The organism is Mycolicibacterium novocastrense, assembly GCF_001499835.1.
Classification (GTDB): domain Bacteria; phylum Actinomycetota; class Actinomycetes; order Mycobacteriales; family Mycobacteriaceae; genus Mycobacterium; species Mycobacterium novocastrense.
In genome coordinates this window covers 81,514-102,138 of record NZ_LQIH01000066.1, presented here as the reverse complement: position 1 = coordinate 102,138, position 20,625 = coordinate 81,514, and the positions used below count along the sequence as shown (strand labels likewise).

Genomic DNA, 20,625 nt, shown 5'->3' with positions numbered 1-20,625 from the left:
CAGCCTAGCGACGGCGGGCGGCGATTACTTGCCGAGTTTTCTGCGCTGGACCCGGGTGCGACGAAGCAGCTTGCGGTGCTTCTTCTTCGACATGCGCTTGCGCCGCTTCTTGATGACTGAACCCATGAACTCCGCTACCTACGCCTTACCTGCCCGATGAGCATCGTTGACTGACCCGGCCACTTTACCGGGCTGTGCAGGTAACCGCGAAACGCGCCCGACCGGCGACGGGCGCCCGGGACGCGGGTAGATCAGCCTGCGTCGAAGTACGAGCTCTCCAACATGTCGTGAACGGCCTTCGCATGCACGCGGAACGAGCGGCCGACCCGGACGGCAGGCAGCTCGCCGTTGTGCACCAGCCGGTACACCGTCATCTTGCTGACCCGCATCAGGCTCGCCACCTCGGCGACGGTGAGGAATTGTGCCCGTGGCTGTTGACCGTCGGATCCGGAGTCCCGAGCCGACTTCCCACTGGCCGAATCCCGCGAGGATGGCCCGTTCATAGACGTCATCGCAACCCAATCATTCAGGCACGGGCAGTTCCAGCGGCTTCCCCACCGCTGGCACCGACCCGTGCTTACACGAGGAGAATAGCGTGGCAGATGGTGTTACTGCGACGGGTGTGGGCAATTCAATGAATTACTCAGATGTAATTCCGAGCTGCTCAGAGCGCTTTTTCGCCGCCTCGACCGCCCTGGCTACTGCCGCCCGCAGACCGCCCCTCTCGAGTTCCCGCAGACCTGCTGCGGTGGTGCCACCCGGCGAGGTGACCGTGGCGCGCAGCTGAGCGGGCGTGGTGTCCATTCCCGCGCCCGACGGACCGCCGGCGGCACCGCCCGCGGTCCCGGCTCGGTCGAGGCGATCCAGCAACATCGCGGCCGACCCGGCCATGGTTTGTGCGACCAGTTCGGTGGCCGCCGATCGCGTCAGCCCGGCGTCGACGCCGGCGTCGACGAGCGCCTCCACCATCAGGAAGAAGTAGGCCGGGCCCGACCCGGAGATCGCGGTGACCGCATCGAGTTGGGACTCGGGCACCGTGAGCACCCCGCCGACCGCATCGAAGATCGCCGAGACCTCCTTCATCTGTTCGGGGGTGGCGAAACGCCCGGGCGCGAGCGCACTGACTCCACCGCCGACGACCATCGGTGCGTTGGGCATGACGCGGATCACCGGCGCGCCGGCGGGCAGCTTGTTCTCGTAGTACCCGGTGGTGACGCCGGCCGCGACCGTCACGAAAACCTGTTCGGCCGTGTCGCTTTCGGCATTGGTCGCCGCGTCGACGATCTCGTTGACGAGTCCGGCAACGTCGGCGGGTTTGACGGCCACGATCACGTAGCTCGCGTGGTCTACGGCGTTGGCCACCGTCGTCACCAGCACCGAATAGGTGTCGGCCAGGTACTGGGCCCGGTCCGGATCCTTCTCCGCCACCACCAGGTCCTTGACCTGCCGCCCGGCCCGCAGCAGCCCGGACAGCAACGCCTCACCGATACTCCCGCCGCCGACGATCGCGATTCTGGCCATGCCGGAAGCATTGCAGACGGCCGGGCATCGCGTGTGCGGCCACCCACCGCGGATCGCTTCAGGCCTGCGGAACCATCGCGAGTTGACGGGACTGCACGACGATGTGGCCCTCGCAGTCGACGACGATGTGGTCCTCGTCGAACCAGTCCTGGCCGATCTGCACCGTCGTGCAGAGCACGCGCAGCCACCCGTCGGCGGGCAGGGTGCGCAGGTATGCCGTCAGCTGGACGGTGGGCGCCCATCCGAACCGGTTGACGCCGAACGTCACGGGGGCCGACACGTCGCCGCACAGCAGCGCGAAAAGCACGTCCGGGGCGCAGCCTTTGGGGCGCACCCAGTACTCGATCACCGGCGGCCCGCCGTCGGACCGCGGTTCCATCGTGGTCAGCGAGGGCCGGATGTCGCAGCCGCGCGCGAGGTGGACGATGTCGGCCATCGGATGGCCCTCGCCGATCGGCTCCAGACCGGGCGGCGGCTCCGGTTGCATCAACGGGATCACGGGATTGACCGAGAGCAGCGGCGCCACATGGTGTTCCGGCTCGCCGAGCGTGATCGCGGCCCGAAGAGCCGTGCGGTCACCCTGGTTGAGTTCGACGTCGATCAGGCTGACGCGACGCCCGCGCTTGCGCACCGTGGTGACCACCTGCATCGGTCCGGGATCGGGCGCCCACAGGAAGTTTCCCGACACCGCGATCGGTTGCACGTCTCCCGCGTGCTCCATCCGCGCGGCGTTCGCGCACAGCGCCAGCATCGCACCGCCGTGCACCTTCGGCCCGATCGTCCAATGTTCGTTCAGCTCACCGTGATACACGCCGTCACCAGCGGGTGTGAGCGCCATGGCGTCGGTGAACAGGGTGGAGCCGGCCATCTGGTGAATCCTTCTGGAAGCGAGTTCGAACGAGGTCAGGGGGTGTCAGCGCAGCAGATGCCTGCGGGCGAACTGCAACGACTCGACCAGCAGCGCCTCGCGTTCGGCGGCCGTGCGGGCGCCCGATGTGGTCACCTCAAGGATCACATGGCCGTTGAAGTCGCTTGCGGCCAGCATCTCGCACACCTCCACCGTCGGCTGAGTGCCGCGGCCGGGCACCAGGTGCTCGTCGGTCGGGGCGCCGCTGCCGTCACACAGGTGCAGGTGCACCAACCCCTCCCCCATGCGGCGCGCCATCTCGAGCGCGTCGGAGCCGGCGGTCGCGGTGTGCGACAGGTCGAGCGTGTAGTGGGCGTGCTCGCCGTCGAGCGGATCGTAGGACGGTGCGAACGCCGAGATGCCCGGACCTGGCCGGCCGCCGCGTTTGCGCATGCGCTCGATCGAGCTCTGACCCGCGCCGAAGAAGCGGTCGGCGCGGAACGGGAACATGTTCTCGACGGCGACCATCACCTCGCTGGACGCTTCGAGCTCGGCGACCTGCTCGGAGAAGCCTTCGGCGTAGCGGCGCTGCCAGCGAAACGGCGGGTGCACCACCACGGTCTGGGCGCCCAGCTGCTCGGCCGCCCGCACGCTGCGTTCGAGCTTGGGAATCGGGTTGGCGCCCCACACCCGCTGGGTGATCAACAGGCACGGCGCGTGCACGGAGAGCACCGGCACGTGGTACTTCTCGGACAACCGCTCGATGGCGTCGATATCCTGGCTGACCGTCTCGGCCCACACCATCAGCTCTACCCCGTCGTAGCCGAGCTTGGCCGCGTATTCGAAGGCCGCCTCGGTTCTCAGCGGGTAGACCGAGGCCGTCGACAGACCGACCTTAATGGCTGGACGCACGGGTGATTGGGCGCCTCAAGCCGCCTGCATCAGTGCCAGCGGCCCGAAAGTCACCATCGCCCCGACCGCGACGGCGATCAGTGTGCTGCCGATGTCCTCGGTCTTGCGGACCACGCGCACCCCGACCACCAGGCCCAGAATGACCAGCACGCCGAGCACCAGCGCCACGATGCTGTTCCACTTCCACAGCTGGTCGAACGCGACGAACAGCCCGGCCCCGAACGCGACCGCGACGATGCACTGCCCGACGATCATGGCCCCGCGCAGGAACGACGACATCGCACCCGGGCGCGCGGTGTCCTCCTCCTCGTCGAGGTCGAGGTCGCCCGGGCTCAGGCCGCTGTCGCGCCGAGCGACATCGTCGTCGACGTCGGGACCGCCGAACAAGGCGTCGTCGGGGGAACGCAGGTAGGACGGCAGATCCTCGCGCTCGTCGTCGTGCTTCGGCTCGGCCACGGCGACGGCGGCGTCGGCGGCCTCGTCCTCGTCGGCGTCCGGATCGGCCCAGTCGAGCGGGTCCGGGCTCATCTCCTCGGCGCCGACCTGGGCGTCGCTGCGCTCTGCCGACGCGCTGCGACCGAGCATGCCGAAGCGCCGGCGCGCGAAGGTCGAGCGCCGCGGCGGGGCGAAGAAGTCGAGGTCCTCGTCGGCATCGCGCTGCTCGATGTGGGTCTGGTAGTCGGCGACCGCATCGGCGTAGTCGGTGTCCTCGCCCACGCCGGGCTCGGCTTCGTCCTCGGCTTCGACGGCTTCGTCGGCCTCGGCGGCTTCGTCGGCTTCGACGTCCTCGACGTCGGGAGTATCCGCGTCGAGGGTCTCGACTTCGACCTCGGGCGCGTTCTCGTCAACCTCTTCGGCGCCGGGCTCGGTTTCCTCGACGGTCTCTTCGACGTGGTCGACTGCGCCGTTGGTGGATGCCGCGTCAGCAGTCTCGGCGGGGGCGGCCTGCGCAGTCTCGGCGGCGGGTTCGGTGTCCGCGGTTTCCGCGGGAGCGACGGGCTCGGCATCGGCGGGGGCCTCGACCACCGCGGCGGCCGAACGTCCCGTGGCGGGTGCGTCGTCGTCACGGACGATCGGGATCTCACCGGTCAGTTCGGCGACGGTGATGGAGTCGGCACCGCGGCGACGACGGCGCCGCCCGCCGACCGGCGGGGCACCGATCGTGCCGTTGCGCGCCAGCAACTCCGCGACCGAGATGGGTCGCGTGTTGCTGTGATCGTCTTCTGGTCCTGTCATCGTGTGTTGCCTTCGGGCCTCGTCATCTATCGTCCAGCATTACGCACAAATGCCTGCGCTGAGGCCGGATTGTCGGCACCGCCGGCGAAACCGCTGCCATCGGCTTCGCTGTCGAGTCTCCGCAGAATCAGCCCCTCCCGCAACGCCCAGGGGCAGATGTCGACGCTCTCGACACCGAGGGCATTCATGCTCGCCTCAGCGACCAACGCTCCTGCCACGATCTGTGGCGCCCGATCGGCACTCACCCCTTCCAGTTCGGCACGGTCAGCCGCGGTCATCCTAGAGATGAAATTTATGAGCTGCCTTAATCCGGTGGCGGTCAGCGTCCGTTTGACGCGCGGACCCGCCCCCGAGGGCGCCGCGCCGGTCAGCCTGGCCAGCGAGCGGAACGTCTTCGACGACGCGACCGCGAGGTCGGGGGCACCGGGCTTGAGCATCTGGGCCCCGGCGTCGGCCAGCTCGGTGGCCAGCCAGTCGCGCAGCATCGCCACCCGCCGCCTGCCCGGCGGATCGTCCGGGAGCCATTCGCGGGTGAGCCGGCCCGCCCCGAGCGGAAGCGACAGCGCGACCTCCGGCTCCTCGTCGACGCCGTTGGACAGTTCGAGCGAGCCGCCGCCGATGTCGATGTTGATGATGCGTCCCGCGCTCCAGCCGTACCACCGCCGCACCGCCAGAAACGTCAGCCGCGACTCGTCGACGCCGGCGAGCACGCGCAGCGCCACCCCCGTCTCGGCGAGCACCCGGGCGAGCAGTTCTTCGGAGTTCTTGGCGTCACGCACCGCGGAGGTGGCGAACGCCATCAGCTCCGCACAACCGGAACTCGTGGCGATCTTGGCGAATTCGTCGATGGTGCCGATGAGTTTGTCGGCACCCCTGCGGGTGATCTTGCCGTCGCTGTCGATGGCCTCGGCGAGGCGCAGCGAGGCCTTGGTCGAACTCATCGGTGTCGGGTGGCCACCGCGTCGCGCGTCCACCACCAGAAGGTGAACGGTATTGCTGCCCACGTCGAGCACGCCTAATCGCACTCATCCAACTTAATGGGTCTACCGTTGAGAATTGTGACTGCACCGCACCCTGGAGAGGTCGAACTCGATTTCGCCCGTGAGTGGGTCGAGTTCTACGACCCCGACAATCCCGAGCACTTGATCGCGGCCGATCTGACGTGGTTGCTCTCGCGGTGGACGTGCGTGTTCGGCACCCCGGCGTGCAAGGGCACGGTGGAGGGACGCCCGGATGACGGGTGTTGTTCGCACGGCGCGTTCATGTCCGACGACGACGACATCGCCCGCCTCGACGACGCGGTGAAAACGCTGACCGCCGAGGACTGGCAGTTCCGCGAGAAGGGGCTCGGCAAAAAGGGCTACCTCGAGATGGACGAGTACGACGACAAGCCCAACCTGCGCACCCGGAAGTACAAGGGCGCGTGCATCTTCCTGAACCGGCCCGGTTTCGCCGGCGGCATCGGGTGCGCGCTGCACAGCAAGGCGCTCAAGCTGGGCGTCGAACCTCTGACCATGAAACCCGACGTGTGCTGGCAGCTGCCGATCCGCCGCACCCAGGAGTGGGTGGAGCGGCCCGACGGGACCGAGATCCTCAAGACGTGGATCACCGAGTACGACCGTCGCGGCTGGGGTGAAGGCGGCGCCGACCTGCACTGGTACTGCACCGGCGATCCGAACGCGCACGTCGGCAGCAGGCAGGTGTGGGAGTCCTACGGCCCCGAACTGACCGAACTGCTCGGCGAGAAGGCCTACGCGGAGCTGGCGGCGATGTGCAAGCGGCGCAGCGGATTAGGGCTCATCGCGGTGCACCCGGCGACCCGCTTGGCCGGATGACCGGCCCTTCGGGCGCCACATCGCTGTTCCTGTTCCGGCTGATCCCGCCGAGGCCCGATTTCGCCCAGACCATGACGCCGGCCGAGCAGCAGGCGATGGCGGCGCACCAGCAGTACTGGGAGCAACTGCTCGCCGAGGGTCGCGTCGTCGTCTACGGCCCGGTCGCCGACCCCGAAGGCGTGTGGGGAATGGGCGTGCTGCGCGCGGGCGACCGCGCCGAGGTGCTCGCGATCGCCGAGCGCGACCCGTCGGTCGCCGCCGGTGTCAACACGTTCGATGTCCTCGAAATCATGGGCGGCACCACGGGTTAGACCGGTGAGGCCACTAGCCCTCGAGTTTGTAGCCCAGGCCGCGGACGGTGACCAGATGTACGGGGTTGGCCGGATCGGCCTCGATCTTGGACCGCAGCCGCTTCACATGCACGTCAAGGGTTTTGGTGTCGCCGACGTAATCGGCACCCCACACGCGGTCGATGAGCTGGCCGCGGGTCAGCACCCGGCCGCTGTTGCGCATCAGGTACTCGAGTAGGTCGAACTCCTTGAGCGGCATCGTCACCGGCTGTCCGTTCACCGAAACCACGTGGCGCTCGACGTCCATCCGGACCGGCCCGGCCTCCAGTACGCCGTCGCCGATCCCGGTGTCGTCGTTCTCGGCGCCGCGTCGCAGCACCGCACGGATACGAGCGATCAACTCGCGGGCCGAGTACGGCTTGGTGACGTAGTCGTCGGCGCCGAGTTCGAGACCGACGACCTTGTCGATCTCGCTGTCGCGAGCGGTCACCATGATCACCGGAACGCTTGAGCGCGAACGTAATTGCCGACAGACATCGGTACCGCTCATACCGGGCAGCATCAGGTCGAGCAGCACGATGTCGGCGCCGGAGCGCTCGAACTCGGCCAAGGCCGCGGGACCGTCGGTGACGACGGTGGCCTCGAAGCCCTCTTTGCGAAGAAGAAAGGCCAGGGGATCGGCCAAGGACTCCTCGTCCTCCACGATCAGCACGCTGGTCATTGGTTTGGATGGTCCTCTCGTTCGTCCGATTCGTGATCGGGATAGGCCGGGATCGACAGGGTGAACGTCGATCCCGTTCCCGGCTGACTCCACAGCCGGATGCTTCCGTTGTGGTTGGCCGCAACGTGTTTGACGATGGCCAACCCGAGTCCGGTGCCGCCGGTGGCCCGGGACCGCGCCTTGTCGACGCGGAAGAATCGCTCGAACACCCGCTCCTGGTCCTCGCCCGCGATGCCGATACCGCGGTCGGTGACGGCGATCTCGATGTTGTCCCCGCGACGCCGCCGACTGATCGACACCGACGACCCGTGCGGCGAGTAGGCGATCGCGTTGGAGACCAGGTTCGCTATCGCGGTGACCAGCAGCGCCTGATCGCCCAGCGCGCGGAAACCGGTCGGCGCGTCGGTGGTGATCTTGATGTCTGCGTTGTCGGCGGGCACCTTGTGGCGCGACAGCGCCTCGGACACCACGGTGTCGACGTCGACGGCCGTGAGGTCGGGCAGGCGCTCGGCGCCCTGCAACCGGGACAGCTCGATCAGCTCCCCGATCATGTTGGCCAGCCGGTTGGACTCGGCGACCATCTTCTCGGCGAATCGGCGCACGGTCTCGGGGTCGTCGGCCGATGCGAGCAGCGCCTCGGCCAGCAGCCCCATCGCACCGACCGGCGTCTTGAGCTCGTGGCTGACGTTGGCGACGAAGTCCCGGCGGGTGGCTTCCATGCGGGCGTATTCGGAGTGGTCGTCGACGTAGACGACGGCGAAGCGGCGGTCCTGGTCGGTCAGCAGCTGAACGTGTCCGCGTACCGACAGGCCGGACCGGCCCGGATTGGCCCGCTTGTGTGCGGTGAGGTCGACGTCGCCGGGCTCGCCGGTGGACAGTGTGCGCTCGGCGGCCCGCCAGGCCCGCTCGTCGAGCAGCCGGTCGCGAACCAGTCCCAGCTCGCGGGCCCGGTCGTTGGCGTACACGACGTCACGGAAGTGGTCGACCACCACGATCCCCGTGGGCGCTCGCGATGCGATGTGGGAGAGCATCTGCGAGACGGTGATCCCGGTCTGCACGGTGGTGCGACGGCGTCTGCGATCCGTGAGACGGGGGCCCGAACGCGCCCCGAGCGCGATACCGGCCCCCAGAGCGAGCAGTGCGACCACCGCTGCCAGCAGCAGTGCCCAAACGACACTCACGCCGAAATCGTACGCACCCGGTGAACGTCATCCCAGCAGCGTGCGGCCAAAACGGGACAACTCACATACCGAAACACCGAAATTCGGGCTCCGGACCCCCGCTGTTCACCGCCCGTTCGCTTGGGACGGCTGACGGGCTACTTGGCGCCCTGGGAGGCGACTGCTGCCGCACCGGCGGCGGCGGCCTGGGGATCCAGATAGGTGCCGCCGATGATCTTCGGCTTCAGATCGGAGTCCAGGTCGTAGCGCAGCGGGATGCCGGTCGGGATGTTGAGCCCGACGACGTCCTCGTCGGACATGCCGTCGAGGTGCTTGACCAGGGCGCGCAGCGAGTTGCCGTGCGCGGCGATCAGCACGGTCTTACCCGCGCGCAGGTCCGGTTCGATCGTCGAGGTGTAGTAGGGCACGAACCGCTCGACGACGTCCTTGAGGCATTCGGTGCGCGGCGGACCACCGGGCACGTCGGCGTAACGCGGGTCGCCGTCCTGACTGAAGGTGCCGCCCGGTTCGATCGGCGGCGGCGGCGTGTCGTAGCTGCGCCGCCACGCCATGAACTGCTCGTCGCCGTAGCGCTCCTTGGTCTCGGCCTTGTTCAGACCCTGCAGCGCGCCGTAGTGGCGCTCGTTGAGCCGCCAGTCGCGGTGCACCGGGATCCAGTGCCGGTCGGCCTTGTCCAGGGCCAGATTCGCGGTGGTGATGGCACGGCGCAGCAGCGAGGTGTAGAGCACGTCGGGCTGGCGATCGAGTTCCTTGATCAGTTCGCCGGCGCGCACCGCTTCGGCGCGGCCCTTCTCGGTGAGGTCGACGTCGACCCAGCCGGTGAACAGGTTCTTCTCGTTCCATTCGCTCTCGCCGTGGCGGAGCAGAATCAGCGTGCAGTCACCCATGACGGAATCCTCTCACGGCAGACGGATCGGCCACGCCCCGTCCCGGGACCGACGAAATGGCGGGTTCTGAAGGGCAACACCCGCCAAAACGTCGGTCTGAGTGAGAGGGTCAGTCGTCGTCGTCGATCAGGTGGGCGAATGCCTGCAGGTTCTTCAGCGACTCACCGCGAGACACCCGCCACTCCCACTCTTTCTGGATGGACGAGCGAAAGCCCAACTCCAACAAGGTGTTGAAGTCGTTGTCGACGGCTTCGAGCACCTGACCGAGTATCCGGTCGACCTCGTCGGAGGTGACCGATTCCAGCGACATCCGCCCGACCAGGTAGATGTCACCGACGTTGTCGAGCGTGTACGCCACTCCGTAGAGACGGCGGTTGCGTTTGAGTAGGAACCGGTAGACGCCCTCGTGGTTCTCGTCGGGTTTGCGGCAGACGAACGCCTCGATGCGCACCGAGTGCTCGCCGATCGACAGGATCGTGTTGGTCTTGAGCCGTCGCTCGCCGGGCAGTTCGACGATGATGCCGGGCAACCCGCCATGCGCACCTTCGTGATACGAGCAGACCAGGCCGTTCTCCTTGCACGCCTCCTCGATGACCTTCGCCGCATTGGAATTCACGCGCGCACCCCCCGCCGCCGCGTGAACCGTCGGCCGGTACGACGCACGCCGTCGCGCATCTGATGGCGCGCCCGGTAGTCGGCGATCGCGCGGCCGTAACTGGCCAGCAGCGCATCGACGGTGCGGGCCCACGAGAATGTCGCCGCGTGCGCCGCGGCCGCGGGCCTGAGGCTGTCGGCACGGCTCAGCACGTCGCCGATGGCGTGCGCCCAGTCGCCGTCGTCGTGCCCGTCGACCAGTGCCCCGGTGACACCGTCGCGCACCGCGACCGGTAACCCCCCGACCGCGGCGGCCACCACCGGCGTTCCGCATGCCTGGGCTTCGACCGCGACCAGGCCGAACGACTCCGAGTAACTGGGCACGGCCACCAGATCGGCGGCGCGGTACACGTTGACCAGCTGTTCGCGCGACTGGGGCGGCAGGAATGTCACCCGGTCCGAGATACCCAGATCGTTGGCCAGTCGAACCAGCCCGTCGGGAGCCTGCAATCCGCTGCCGGAGGGACCGCCCGCCACCAGCACGCGAACGCCGGGCAGTTTGGCCGCAGCGCGAAGTGCGACGTCGGGGGCCTTGAGCGGCTGGATGCGCCCGACGAACGCGACCACCTGCTCGCCGGTGTCGAGTCCCAGCGCGGCACGCGCGGCCAGTCGGTCCCCGGGTGTGAACGTCTCGAGGTCGACGCCGGGATGCACCACGTCGATCCGCGACGCATCGGCGTTGTGCACCGAAACCAGTTGCTGTGCTTCGTGTTCGGTGTTGACGATCAACCGGTCGGCTTCGTCGACGACCTGCTGCTCCCCGACCGCGCGCAGCGGCGGTTCGGGTGAGTCGCCCTCGGCCAGCGCCGCGTTCTTGACCGCTGCCAGCGTGTGGGCGGTGTGCACCAGCGGCACCGCCCAGCGGTCGCGGGCCAGCCAACCGACCTGACCGGACAGCCAATAGTGCGAATGCACGATGTCGTAATAGCCCGGCTCATGCGTCGCCTCCGCGCGCAGCACGCCCGCGGTGAACGCGCACAACTGGGTGGGCAGGTCGTACTTGTCGAGCCCCTCGAACGGGCCGGCGACCACGTTGCGCACCAGCACACCGGGAGCGACCCGCACGGTCGGCTGGTCGGCCGAGGAGGTGGCTCGCGTGAAGATCTCCACTTCGACTCCGCGGCGAGCCATCTGCAGGGCGCTCTGGAGCACGTAGACGTTCATGCCGCCCGCGTCGCCGGTGCCGGGCTGGGCCAACGGCGACGTGTGCACCGACAACACGGCGACGCGCCTGGGGACCGGAAGTCCGGCGGCATCAGAACGGGACGGATCCGTTGCTAGGCGCACACAGACATGTCTACACCGTCGGCAAGATGCGCCGGGCTACGCAGGGACCTCGGGCCTGGCTTCGGGTCTGCGCAGTTGCGCGCGCCGCATGGCCCCGATCGGATCGGCGTACAACCCGCCCAGCGACACCACGCCCGCGCCGGCCTCCTGGACGCGGTTGCCGAATACGGTGAGCCGGATCTCGCGGGCCGGCATCACCGACCGCTGCGCGAACGCGGCTTCCACGGTGGCCATACCTTCGGGGTACTCGGTGAACGCCTGACCGCCGACGACGAGGACGTCGGGGTTGAGCATGTCGCGCAGCAGGGCCACAGCCTCACCCAACACCCGGGCGCGCTCGGCCAGCAGTTCCTGCGCCGGCCGGCTGCCCTGACGCGCGGCCTTGAGCAGCGCCTGCATCGTCGAGCCCGGCCCCTCCAGCGGGATGATGCGCGCCCTGCGAGCGGCGATGAGCACCGCCTCGTCGCTGACGGTCGACTCCAATTGGCCGGTGCTGCCCAGTAATTCGGAGTGTGCGGGCAGCGCGGCGATGGTGCCCGGACCGCTGGCCGGGGAGTGCACGCGCCCGTCGATGGACAGCGCGTAGCCGACGGTCTCCCTGGCGTAGACGTACAGGCTCGTGCCCGCTGGGGCGAGCAGCGTTTCCGGCCACGTGGGCGACGGTTGCCTGCGCGCGCCCAGCAGGAGTTCGGCGCCCGCCATCGCGTCGACGTGGGAGGCCACCGACACCGGCAGTCCGATCGCCTCGGCGAGCACCGGCCCGATCGGTGCGTCCGACCATCCGAGCCGCGGGTGGTCCAGGTACCCCGTCGTGCTGTCGACGACGCCGCCAGCCGCCACACCGACCCACAGCGGGCGCCGGCGATGCCAGCGACTCAGGTAGCGACGGGCGCTGCCGGCCAGCGACGTCAGCGCCGCGGCCTGCGGGCCCCGCGGGGTGGGGGTCTCCACCACGTCGAGGGTGCGGCCGAACAGGTCGGTGGCGACGATGCTGGTGGTTTTCGCGCCGATGTGGACGCCGAGCGTGAGGTACGGCTCGTGATTCACCTCGACGGGCACCCGGGGCCTGCCGATCGCTCCGGAGACCGCGAGGTCTGCGCGTTCCCGCAGCACACCGGCCTCGAGCAGTGCGGTGACCTGTCGGTTGACGGTCGCGATGCTCAGCCCGGTGACCTGAGCGATGACATCACGGGCGATGGGTCCGCGCAGGCGGGCCGCACTGAACACCGAGGCGGCGGCCGCGTCGGCGACCTTCAGCGACGGTGCGACGATCCGCGTGCGGGCCTGGGGGTACCGGCCGGTGACGGGCGTCAGCGCGCGCTTGGCGTGTTGCGCGCTGCGCACGGGAGATTTCGCGGGGAGGGTGGTGGTGGAAGAAGTACGCATCTGCTTGTCCTTGGGGAGAATTCGGCCGGCGGGGGTGTTCGGGCCACACCGGGCGATTCGGCAGGACAGCGATGTCGTCTACGAAACAGTCAGGCGCGGCGAGGCGTGCAACAACAACACGCACACCGCGTACAGGCCTGACCGGACAACACGGGGTGAACTTAGCACGCCAATTAGAGTTGGGTAGATGACGACTTTCCAGGGCGACGGTCGTGTCGCAGTGGTTACCGGCGCGAGTGCCGGTATCGGTGAAGCGACCGCGAGAACCCTTGCCGCACAAGGCTTTCACGTGGTGTGCGTGGCCCGGCGCGAGGGGCCCATCAAGGCCCTCGCCGACGAGATCGGCGGCACCGCGATTGTGGCGGACATCACATCCGAGGAGGCGGTGTCGGCATTGGCGGCGGCGGTGGACCGGGTGGATGTGCTGGTCAACAACGCCGGTGGGGCCCGCGGCCTCGATCCGGTCGCCGAGGCCGACACCGAGCACTGGCGCTGGATGTGGGAGGTCAATGTGCTCGGCACGCTGCTGGTGACCCGCGCACTGCTGCCGAAGTTGATCGCGTCCGGCGACGGACTGATCGTCACCGTCACGTCGATCGCGGCGGTGGAGATCTACGACAACGGCGGCGGTTACACCTCCGCCAAGCACGCGCAGGGCGTGCTGCACCGCACGCTGCGCAGCGAGCTGCTCGGAAAACCGGTGCGCTTCACCGAAGTTGCGCCCGGCATGGTGAAGACGGACTTCTCGCTGAACCGGTTCGAGGGCGACGAGGACCGCGCTGCCAAGGTCTACGAAGGCGTCACTCCGCTGGTGGCCGAAGACATCGCCGAGATCATCGGCTTCGTCGCCAGCCGACCGTCGCATGTCGACCTGGACCTGATCGTGGTCCGGCCGCGCGATCAGGTCAGCGGGGCCAGCGGATCGCGGTTCAACCGAAGCGTCTGAAGAATTGCTTTGACGTTCGCGTGAATCATTGAGCCGCAGACGTTATCTTTCCACTCGACAAATCAATTCAACTGAACAGGGTGGATCACATGAAGAAGGCAATCGGGGCAGCTGCACTGGCATTCGCGGGCTTGATGGGCGCAACGGGAACGGCCCATGCCACTGATTACCTGGAGACCGACGCCAACGGAAACCCGTGGTTCTGGCCCACCGAGGCCGAATGTCAGTCGGACGCTCCCATCGTCTGGAACGATCCCAACTTCGACCGGGCCTACCCGTATTGGTTCTGCGCCCCGGGCGACGGCGGCTGGTACCTGTTCAGCACCGACGCTCGGTAGGCAGGTCGGCGCCCGGGCGTGCGATCAGGTCAGCGGGGCCAGCGGATCACGGTTCAACCGAAAGTCGCGTCCTGGCCGTCGCCCAGTGTGGGCTCGTGTCACGCCGCGCGCCCGCGAAGCGTGCGGGTAACCCACGTTCGGCCAACAATGTGATCAGCGGCCGGGACGGCCGTTCACCGCCTCCGGTGCACCCGACGGGGTTGCCGGCGCGGTGCTCGGCATATCGGGCGCCTCCTCGTCCGACAGCGCCGACATCGCCTTCCACTCCTCCCACGGCACGGCCCAGTCCCAGATGTCGCCGTCGGCGTAGGACAGCTGGATACGCGTGCCGGTGACCTCGACGGGATCTCCGTACATCACGCTGTTGTAGTACTGCTCGGCATCGGCCGGTGACAAGTTGATGCAGCCGTTGGTGACGTTGCTGCTGCCCTGTGCGCCCGCACTCGCGGGGTTGGCGTGGATGAACTCGCCGTTGTTGGAGATGCGCACCGCGTGGCGCATGTGCACGTTGGCGTAGCCCGCGGCCGGGTTGGTCATGTAGAAGTCCGCGTACTTCTCGGTGACAACGTGGATGCCGCTGCGGGTCACGTTGCGGTCCAGATCGCCTTCGCCGTAACTGCAGGGGAAGTCCATGATCACCGCGCCCGCCCCGTCGAGCACCTGGATGCGGTGCGACGGTGCGTCGGCCTTGACCACCTGACGGCGCCCGATCTCGATGTGCAGCGAGATGTCCTGCGCGCCATAGGCCCCGTCGCCGAACGGCACGCCGTAGAGCTTCGCGTCGACGTTCACCTTGGTGCCGGCCGGGTAGTACTCGCGGGTGCGGTAGTGCACACGGGATCCGCCGACCTCGTCGGGTAGCCACGCCCAGCTGCCCTCGACCGGCGGATCGGTGGTGACCTCGAGCGCCTTTTCGACCGAGGCCTTGTCGCTGATCGGCCCGTCGAACTGGATGATGATCGGCGCCGCGACCCCGACGACCTGGCCGTCGGCGAGTTGGAAGCGGCCGCTCACCTGGGTGCTGGGATTGATCGTGGAGAAGGAGCCCTCGATGGGCACCGCCTTGCCGTCGCGGCCGACGGCCGAGCCCTTCCAGGTGTACTCCACGCCGTAGCCGAGCGGTTCGGTGATCGTGAACTCGGTGCGGTCGCGGTTGAGCGCGCCGGCGACGACCCTCCCGTCCGCGTTCGTCAGCGAGACCCGCTGGAACCAGCCGTCGGTGACCTGGACACCGACGCGCCCGGTCGGCGAGATGTCGGTCGCGCCGTTTGCGGGCTCGAAATTCAGCGAGGGGGCTGCGGGCGCGTCATCGCCCTGCGGCGCCGACCCGTCGTTCTTGGTGCTGCAGGCGGCCAGCACGCCCGGCGCGACAACACCGACCGCGAACGCGGCCAAGGCGCGCCGCCGGTTGAACCCCGGCGGTAGGGGTTCTGCAGTACTCACGTGAATCGAGCGTACCTACAGCGAGCACCCGATCAGGACAGGCTCGGCTGTGAGCTCGATCCCGAATTTCGTTCGGACGCCGCCGCGTACCGCCCTGGCCAGCGCGATCACCTCGGCGGTGGTGGCGCCACCGCGGTTGGTCAGCGCCAGCGCATGCTTGGTCGACAGCCGGGCGGCGGCGCCGTCGCCGGGATATCCCTTACCGAACCCGGCCTGCTCGACCAGCCAGCCCGCGGCGAGTTTGACCCCGTCTGGGGCCGGATAGTTGGGCACCGGTCCGTCGACCGAGGCGCGGACCCGCTCGAACTCCGTGGCCGTGACGACGGGATTGGTGAAGAACGAGCCCACGCTCCAGGTGTCGTGATCGTCCGCGACGAGCACCATGCCCTTACTCGACCGCAAGGCCAGCACCGCCTCGCGAACCTCGAGCGGATCGGCGCGCGTGCCCTGCTCGGCGCCCAGCGCGGCAGCCAGTTCCCGGTAGCGCAGCGGCGCGCTGCGGCCGGCCGGATCCAACGCGAACTCCACCTCGAGCACGATCGCGTCGTGCGCGTGTTTGAGCACACTGGTGCGGTAGCCGAACCGCAGTGCCTCCGGCTCGACCCAGTGGTCGTCGCCGGTACGCCGGTCCAGCAGCCGCACCCGCCGGATGGTGTCGGCCACCTCGGCGCCGTACGCTCCGACGTTCTGCACCGGTGTGGCCCCGGCCGATCCCGGTATCCCCGAGAGGCACTCCAGGCCACCCAAACCGTGGGCCAGCGAGGTGACCACGACGTCGTCCCACACCGCACCGGCCTCGGCGCGCAGCACCTCGCCGTCGACGGTGATCTCGGTGTTGGCCAGATGGATCACCGACAGGTCGGTCAGCTCGTCGGACAACACCACGTTGGAGCCGCCCGCCAGAACCAGCGCGTCGTCACCGGGGCCGAGCGCGCGGACCACGTCGATGACCTTCTGCGTGGTGTCGCAGGTGATCAGCCGCCGCGCGACGGGTCCGATCCGCAGCGTGGTCAGGGGCGCAAGCGGCACCCGCTCCTCGACGGAGGCACCCCCTAGCTGCGAACCGACCACGGGCGGTAACGGTAGCCTGACCAGCTATGCCGCGCTCATTCGACATGGCCGCCGAATACGGGGGGACCGTCGAGCAGGTCCACCGGGCGTTCGGCGACGAGCGTTATTGGCTCGCGCGGCTGACGGATTCCGGCGCCGACATGTACTCGCTGGACTCGATGGTCCTCGACGACCAGGGCGGCATCGACGTCGTCACGACGCAGACGTTGCGCGCCGACCGGCTGCCCGGTGTGGTGACTCAGTTCCACCGCGGGGACCTGAGCTTCGTGCGCGAGGAGACGTGGAGCCCGGTGTTCGACGGAAAGGCCACCGCGACGGTCAAGGGGTCGATCCCCGGTGCGCCGGCGAACTTGACGGGCACGGCGGTGCTGGCCCCCGCGGGCGGCGGGTCGCGGCTGCAGTTCACCGTCGAAGTGGAGGTGCGGGTTCCGTTGGTGGGCGGCAAGATCGAGAACTTCATCGGCGGTCAGCTCGTCGACCTGCTGATCGCCGAACAGCACTTCACGACGCTGTGGATCGCCGAAAACGCTTGAGGCGTAACGTCAGGTGGCGGTGCCGCCGAGCGCGGTGACGCAGAACCGCCACAGGTGCTCCTTGACGGTGTCGAGTTCGCCTTCGGCGTGGTCGGCGAATGCGTAGTAGTGGTAGACCGAGCGGACCAGTTCGGTCATGAACCATGAATCCCATTCGGGATCACCGGGATTGAGCAATCCCGCCTCTCGGGCCGCGGTGACTTCGGCGCGCACGAGGTCGACGAACGGCTTCTCCGCCTCGGCGAGTTCCTTGGGGAACTGGCGGTGCAGCCGCCACCGGGTGGACACGACGAACCGCGACATGGCGGCGTCGTGGGTGTCGCCGTCGAGGCGCTCCAACGTCGAGGTGATGAAGTACCGCAGGCGTGCCAGCGGATCGGGAAGCTCGTCAGCGGCCTGCCTCCACCGCTGGACCGCATCGGTCATCGCGTCGCCGATCACGGCGAGAATCAGCTCGTCCTTGCTGGCGAAGTAGCGGTAGAAGGTCTGCAACGCGACCCCGGCCTCGGCGGCCAGTTCCTGGGTGGTGAAGTCGTCGCCCTTGGCGCCGATCAGCGCCCTGGCGGCATCGAGCATCTGGCGGACCTGCTGGGCGATGCGCTCCCGTGAGCGTTGTACGGCCGCCGACCGCTCGACCGCTCGCTCGACCCAGGACACCGGGAAATGCTAGCGCCTCGGCCGGCGGTCCGGCATCGCGCCGTCAGTCGCTCGATTCCACGTGCTCACGCGCGATCGATTCGACGTGGTCCATCAGTGTCTGCAGGGCCGCGGCCGGGTTGAGCTCGAATGCCTCGGTGTCCTCCTCGTAGATCAGCACGTGGCCGGAGGGGAAGAAGTACGCCTGGCCGGCAGTGGCGACCTCGTCCGGAATGTCGGTCCCCGGGAACCGACATCGGATGCGGCCCTTGAAGACGTAGCCGTAGTGCGGGCACGGGCACACGCCGCCCGGCAGGCCCTGGTACAGCGCCGTGTGGTCCCCGGGGCCGGTGGTCGTGTATCCGACCTCCATGTCGCCCCATTGCGCCGACTTGAATCCGCTGCCGCACAAGGGCCATCGACCGTCGCCGCCGACGGGTAAATCGGCGAGCCTGCTCACCGGCATGGGTCCTCCTTGCGGTATCAGTCCAGTCTGTCGAGCCGGAACGGCATCTCGATCTCGGTCATCTCGTTGAGGCTGCAGGCACCACTCTCCCCGGAGGTCTTGTCGAACCCCGCCAAAACGCGTGAGCCGGGGAGCAGGAAGCCGTCGTCGCCGACGGGAAAGAAGCGGTAGCTCTGATGCCCCGTCACCGTCCGCCCGGTGCCGTCCGCGCAATGCTGCCAGTGGGGCAGGTCCCGCTTGACGATGTATTCGCCGTTGGTGGTGACGATCTCCGCGCTCCAGCCGGCATCGCTGGAAACCGTGCCGGTGCAGTGGACGTCGTCGGTGCACGTCATCGAGATCGTCCAGGTGCTCCGGACGCTCGGCAGGTCGCGGTAGACCTCGTTGGTCATGGCCCAGTCCCCGTTCGACGTCGCCAGATAACGGCCGTTGAGCGCGGCGTCGGCGGCGTGTGCGCGCGGTGCCGCGACAGGCACGGCAACCGCGGCGACCGCGACCGCCGCCAACGCCGTGCCGACCGTTCGCATCAGCTTACCGGGGTGAACCGCAGGTGCAGTGCCGTAAGGCCGCGCAGGATGTACGTCGGCTCGTAGGTGAACTCGGGACGCTCGGCCGATCCGTGGAAACGCTCATCGACGCGAATATCGCTCATCCGCGCCAGGATTCGCTCCAACGACACCCGGCCCTCGACCCGTGCGAGCGGCGCGCCAGGACAGGAGTGCGCGCCGCGGGCGAAGGCGATCTGTTCGCGGACGTTCTTGCGGTCGAGCCGGAACTCGTGCGGACATTCGAACCGGTCCGGGTCGCGGTTGGCCGCGGCTGCCGAGATCATCACGGTCGTGCCCGCCGGAATCTTCACCCCCGCCAGCTCGGTCGACCGGACCGCAAGCCGGAACTCGGTTTTCACCGGGCTTTCCATGCGCAACGTCTCTTCGATGAAGGTCGGCACCAGTGTCGGGTCGTCGCGCAGCGCCTGCTGCAGTTCCGGCCGCTCACACAGGATCTTCAGCGCGGCGCCGAGCAGTTTGGCGGTGGTCTCCTGCCCCGCCCCGAACAGGAAGCTCGCGGTGCGCACGACGTCGGTCACCGCGGGCTGTGAGCCGTCCGGATACGTCGCGTTGGCGAGTTCGCTGAGCACGTCGTCGCGCGGATGCGCCCGCCGCTCTTCGATGTACGCGCTGAACTTCTCGTCGAGGAACTCCAACGGGTTGATCGCGGCGGCTTCGCCTTCGATGTTGCCCATCAGATGTGGGTTGGCGAGCGCGTCACGGAACTCTTTGTGATCCTCTCGCGGGACGCCGAGGAGGTCGGCTATGGCCAACAGCGAGAACGGTTTCGAGTACGCGGTGAGGAACTCGCATTCTCCGCTCTCGACGAACTCGTCGAGCTGGTCATCGGCCAGCTCCCACAGGAAGTCCTGATTGGCCTTGAGCCGGCTCGGGGTCAGCAACCGGCTCAGCAAGGACCGTGCCCGCGTGTGGTTCGGAGGATCCATCGCCACCATGTGTTCGTGGAGTGGCATCTGGGTGCGGTGCGCGTCGATCTGTGCGCTGATGTCGTCACCCTCGGGCGTGAAGGGCAACGGCGGGAACGGGCCACCGACGGCTACGCAGTTCGACCACAGGCTGGCGTCTTTGAACACCTCGAGCGTGTCGAGGTATCCCGTCACCGCGACCACGTTGTGATGCGGCTCCTTGACCACCGGCCCCTGCCGGCGCAGGTACTCGAAATACGGTTGCGGATCCGGCACGAATGTGGCGCTCGTGAAGAAGTCGATCGACTCGAAATCGGCCTCGGTGTCGGTCACTGCTCACCTTTCTGGGCGTGGGCGGCCCCGCCGAGTGCCGCCAAGCTGAAGTGCCAAAGCCGTTGTTTGGCGAGTTCGAGTTCGGCGTTGTCGTGCCCGACGAACGCGTAGTAGTGGTACACCGACCGAACCAGCTCGCCGAGGAACCACGGATCCCATTTCGGATCCATCGGATACAGCTCACCCGCCGCCACCGCGTCCGAGACCGCCCCGCGCAGCAGGTCGACGAACGGTTTCTCGGCCTCGGCGAGCTCCTCGGGGAACTGTCGATGCAGCCGCCACCGTGTCGACACCACGAACCGCGACATCGCGGCGTTGCGGCCGTCGCCGTTGAGGCGTTCGAGCGTCGCGCCGAGATAGAACCGCAATCGTGCCAACGGATCGGGTATGTCGTCGGCGGCGCGCGTCCAGCGCTCGCATGCCTCGGTCATCGCATCGCCGATGACCGCCAGCAGCAGCTCGTCCTTGCTGCCGAAGTAGCGGTAGAACGTCTGCAGGGCCACCCCGGCCTCGGTGACCAGTTCCTGAGTCGTGAACTCGTCACCCGTGTTCGCGATCAGCCTGCGCGCCGCGTCGAGCATCTGCCTGACCTGCTTGGCGATCCGCAGCCGGGACCGCTGCACCGCGG

The 20,625-nt window shown here is 68.2% G+C and carries 25 protein-coding genes; 5 read left to right on the top strand and 20 right to left on the bottom strand.

The features are described from left to right. Positions 1-24: 24 nt before the first annotated feature. The 7 genes from AU072_RS27820 to AU072_RS26840 form a co-directional block, all read right to left on the bottom strand. The gene (locus AU072_RS27820) at positions 25-126 is read right to left on the bottom strand and encodes a 30S ribosomal protein bS22 (protein ID WP_003402602.1); all 102 of its coding nucleotides are present in this window, start codon (positions 124-126) and stop codon (positions 25-27) included. Between the two features lie 125 nt (positions 127-251). Continuing rightward, positions 252-512 carry a helix-turn-helix domain-containing protein gene (locus tag AU072_RS26865; protein WP_064351303.1) on the bottom strand — a complete coding sequence of 87 codons (261 nt, stop codon included), beginning with the start codon at positions 510-512 and terminating at the stop codon, positions 252-254. Positions 513-639: 127 nt separating this feature from the next. Then, positions 640-1,521 (bottom strand): pyrroline-5-carboxylate reductase, encoded by an 882-nt coding sequence (gene proC, locus AU072_RS26860; RefSeq protein ID WP_064416573.1) that lies wholly within the window; start codon positions 1,519-1,521, stop codon positions 640-642. Between the two features lie 58 nt (positions 1,522-1,579). Then, entirely contained in the window at positions 1,580-2,389 is an 810-nt protein-coding gene (locus AU072_RS26855) for a thioesterase family protein (RefSeq protein ID WP_064416572.1), read from the bottom strand. Positions 2,390-2,434: 45 nt separating this feature from the next. Further along, positions 2,435-3,280 carry a sugar phosphate isomerase/epimerase family protein gene (locus tag AU072_RS26850; RefSeq protein ID WP_064351300.1) on the bottom strand — a complete coding sequence of 282 codons (846 nt, stop codon included), beginning with the start codon at positions 3,278-3,280 and terminating at the stop codon, positions 2,435-2,437. A 15-nt stretch (positions 3,281-3,295) separates the two neighbouring features. Beyond that, positions 3,296-4,516, bottom strand: a complete 1,221-nt coding sequence (locus AU072_RS26845; protein ID WP_064416571.1) for an Rv0497 family membrane protein — start codon at positions 4,514-4,516, stop codon at positions 3,296-3,298. Between the two features lie 26 nt (positions 4,517-4,542). Beyond that, positions 4,543-5,541, bottom strand: coding sequence for a Ppx/GppA family phosphatase (locus AU072_RS26840; protein WP_064416570.1), 999 nt, complete (start codon positions 5,539-5,541; stop codon positions 4,543-4,545). Positions 5,542-5,553: 12 nt separating this feature from the next. On the opposite strand from AU072_RS26840, the gene AU072_RS26835 reads away from it, so the two are divergent. Together AU072_RS26835 and AU072_RS26830 are read left to right on the top strand one after the other, a co-directional pair. After that, positions 5,554-6,351 (top strand): DUF3109 family protein, encoded by a 798-nt coding sequence (locus AU072_RS26835; RefSeq protein ID WP_082680700.1) that lies wholly within the window; start codon positions 5,554-5,556, stop codon positions 6,349-6,351. Continuing rightward, a complete protein-coding gene (locus AU072_RS26830; RefSeq protein WP_174523712.1) occupies positions 6,348-6,662 on the top strand; it encodes a YciI family protein in 315 nt (104 codons plus the stop codon). Before AU072_RS26835 ends, AU072_RS26830 begins: the two co-directional genes overlap by 4 nt. Positions 6,663-6,675: 13 nt before the next feature. Here the strand turns inward: AU072_RS26830 and regX are convergent, their stop codons facing one another. The 6 genes from regX to AU072_RS26800 form a co-directional block, all read right to left on the bottom strand. Beyond that, positions 6,676-7,362, bottom strand: coding sequence for a two-component sensory transduction protein RegX (gene regX, locus AU072_RS26825; protein ID WP_064351297.1), 687 nt, complete (start codon positions 7,360-7,362; stop codon positions 6,676-6,678). After that, a complete protein-coding gene (locus tag AU072_RS26820) occupies positions 7,359-8,543 on the bottom strand; it encodes a sensor histidine kinase (protein WP_064416568.1) in 1,185 nt (394 codons plus the stop codon). Before AU072_RS26820 ends, regX begins: the two co-directional genes overlap by 4 nt. A 137-nt stretch (positions 8,544-8,680) precedes the next feature. Further along, on the bottom strand, positions 8,681-9,430 hold the full coding sequence (locus AU072_RS26815; protein ID WP_064416567.1) for a phosphoglyceromutase: 750 nt from the start codon (positions 9,428-9,430) through the stop codon (positions 8,681-8,683). A gap of 109 nt (positions 9,431-9,539) precedes the next feature. Then, complete coding sequence (locus tag AU072_RS26810; RefSeq protein WP_064416566.1) at positions 9,540-10,046, bottom strand: type III secretion system chaperone family protein; 507 nt, start codon at positions 10,044-10,046, stop codon at positions 9,540-9,542. Beyond that, entirely contained in the window at positions 10,043-11,371 is a 1,329-nt protein-coding gene (mshA, locus tag AU072_RS26805; protein ID WP_064416565.1) for a D-inositol-3-phosphate glycosyltransferase, read from the bottom strand. The genes AU072_RS26810 and mshA overlap by 4 nt, the downstream gene beginning before the upstream one ends. Positions 11,372-11,407: 36 nt before the next feature. Then, complete coding sequence (locus AU072_RS26800; protein WP_064416564.1) at positions 11,408-12,757, bottom strand: ROK family protein; 1,350 nt, start codon at positions 12,755-12,757, stop codon at positions 11,408-11,410. A 187-nt stretch (positions 12,758-12,944) separates the two neighbouring features. Between AU072_RS26800 and AU072_RS26795 the strand changes: the two genes are divergently transcribed. After that, positions 12,945-13,703, top strand: coding sequence for an SDR family oxidoreductase (locus tag AU072_RS26795; RefSeq protein ID WP_064416563.1), 759 nt, complete (start codon positions 12,945-12,947; stop codon positions 13,701-13,703). An 89-nt stretch (positions 13,704-13,792) separates the two neighbouring features. Further along, complete coding sequence (locus AU072_RS26790) at positions 13,793-14,041, top strand: hypothetical protein (protein ID WP_064416562.1); 249 nt, start codon at positions 13,793-13,795, stop codon at positions 14,039-14,041. Positions 14,042-14,194: 153 nt separating this feature from the next. On the opposite strand, the gene AU072_RS26785 is transcribed toward AU072_RS26790, so the two are convergent. Continuing rightward, a complete protein-coding gene (locus AU072_RS26785) occupies positions 14,195-15,484 on the bottom strand; it encodes a L,D-transpeptidase (protein ID WP_064416561.1) in 1,290 nt (429 codons plus the stop codon). Positions 15,485-15,499: 15 nt separating this feature from the next. Next, positions 15,500-16,555 carry a UDP-N-acetylmuramate dehydrogenase gene (locus AU072_RS26780; protein WP_064416560.1) on the bottom strand — a complete coding sequence of 352 codons (1,056 nt, stop codon included), beginning with the start codon at positions 16,553-16,555 and terminating at the stop codon, positions 15,500-15,502. A gap of 26 nt (positions 16,556-16,581) precedes the next feature. Here AU072_RS26780 and AU072_RS26775 point away from each other — a divergent pair, with 26 nt between their 5' ends. Next, positions 16,582-17,088, top strand: a complete 507-nt coding sequence (locus tag AU072_RS26775; protein ID WP_064416559.1) for a DUF2505 domain-containing protein — start codon at positions 16,582-16,584, stop codon at positions 17,086-17,088. 9 nt (positions 17,089-17,097) lie between these two features. On the opposite strand, the gene AU072_RS26770 is transcribed toward AU072_RS26775, so the two are convergent. From AU072_RS26770 to AU072_RS26750, 5 genes are all read right to left on the bottom strand, one after another. After that, positions 17,098-17,664: a TetR/AcrR family transcriptional regulator gene (locus AU072_RS26770; protein WP_064416669.1), complete on the bottom strand. Its 567-nt coding sequence runs from the start codon at positions 17,662-17,664 to the stop codon at positions 17,098-17,100. Positions 17,665-17,788: 124 nt separating this feature from the next. After that, a complete protein-coding gene (locus tag AU072_RS26765) occupies positions 17,789-18,190 on the bottom strand; it encodes a cupin domain-containing protein (protein WP_082680701.1) in 402 nt (133 codons plus the stop codon). A gap of 17 nt (positions 18,191-18,207) precedes the next feature. Then, positions 18,208-18,717 carry an Rv2253/PknI dimerization domain-containing protein gene (locus AU072_RS26760; RefSeq protein WP_064416558.1) on the bottom strand — a complete coding sequence of 170 codons (510 nt, stop codon included), beginning with the start codon at positions 18,715-18,717 and terminating at the stop codon, positions 18,208-18,210. Next, positions 18,717-19,997 (bottom strand): cytochrome P450, encoded by a 1,281-nt coding sequence (locus AU072_RS26755; RefSeq protein ID WP_064416557.1) that lies wholly within the window; start codon positions 19,995-19,997, stop codon positions 18,717-18,719. The genes AU072_RS26760 and AU072_RS26755 overlap by 1 nt, the downstream gene beginning before the upstream one ends. After that, positions 19,994-20,620, bottom strand: coding sequence for a TetR/AcrR family transcriptional regulator (locus AU072_RS26750; RefSeq protein ID WP_064416667.1), 627 nt, complete (start codon positions 20,618-20,620; stop codon positions 19,994-19,996). Before AU072_RS26750 ends, AU072_RS26755 begins: the two co-directional genes overlap by 4 nt. Positions 20,621-20,625: the final 5 nt, after the last annotated feature.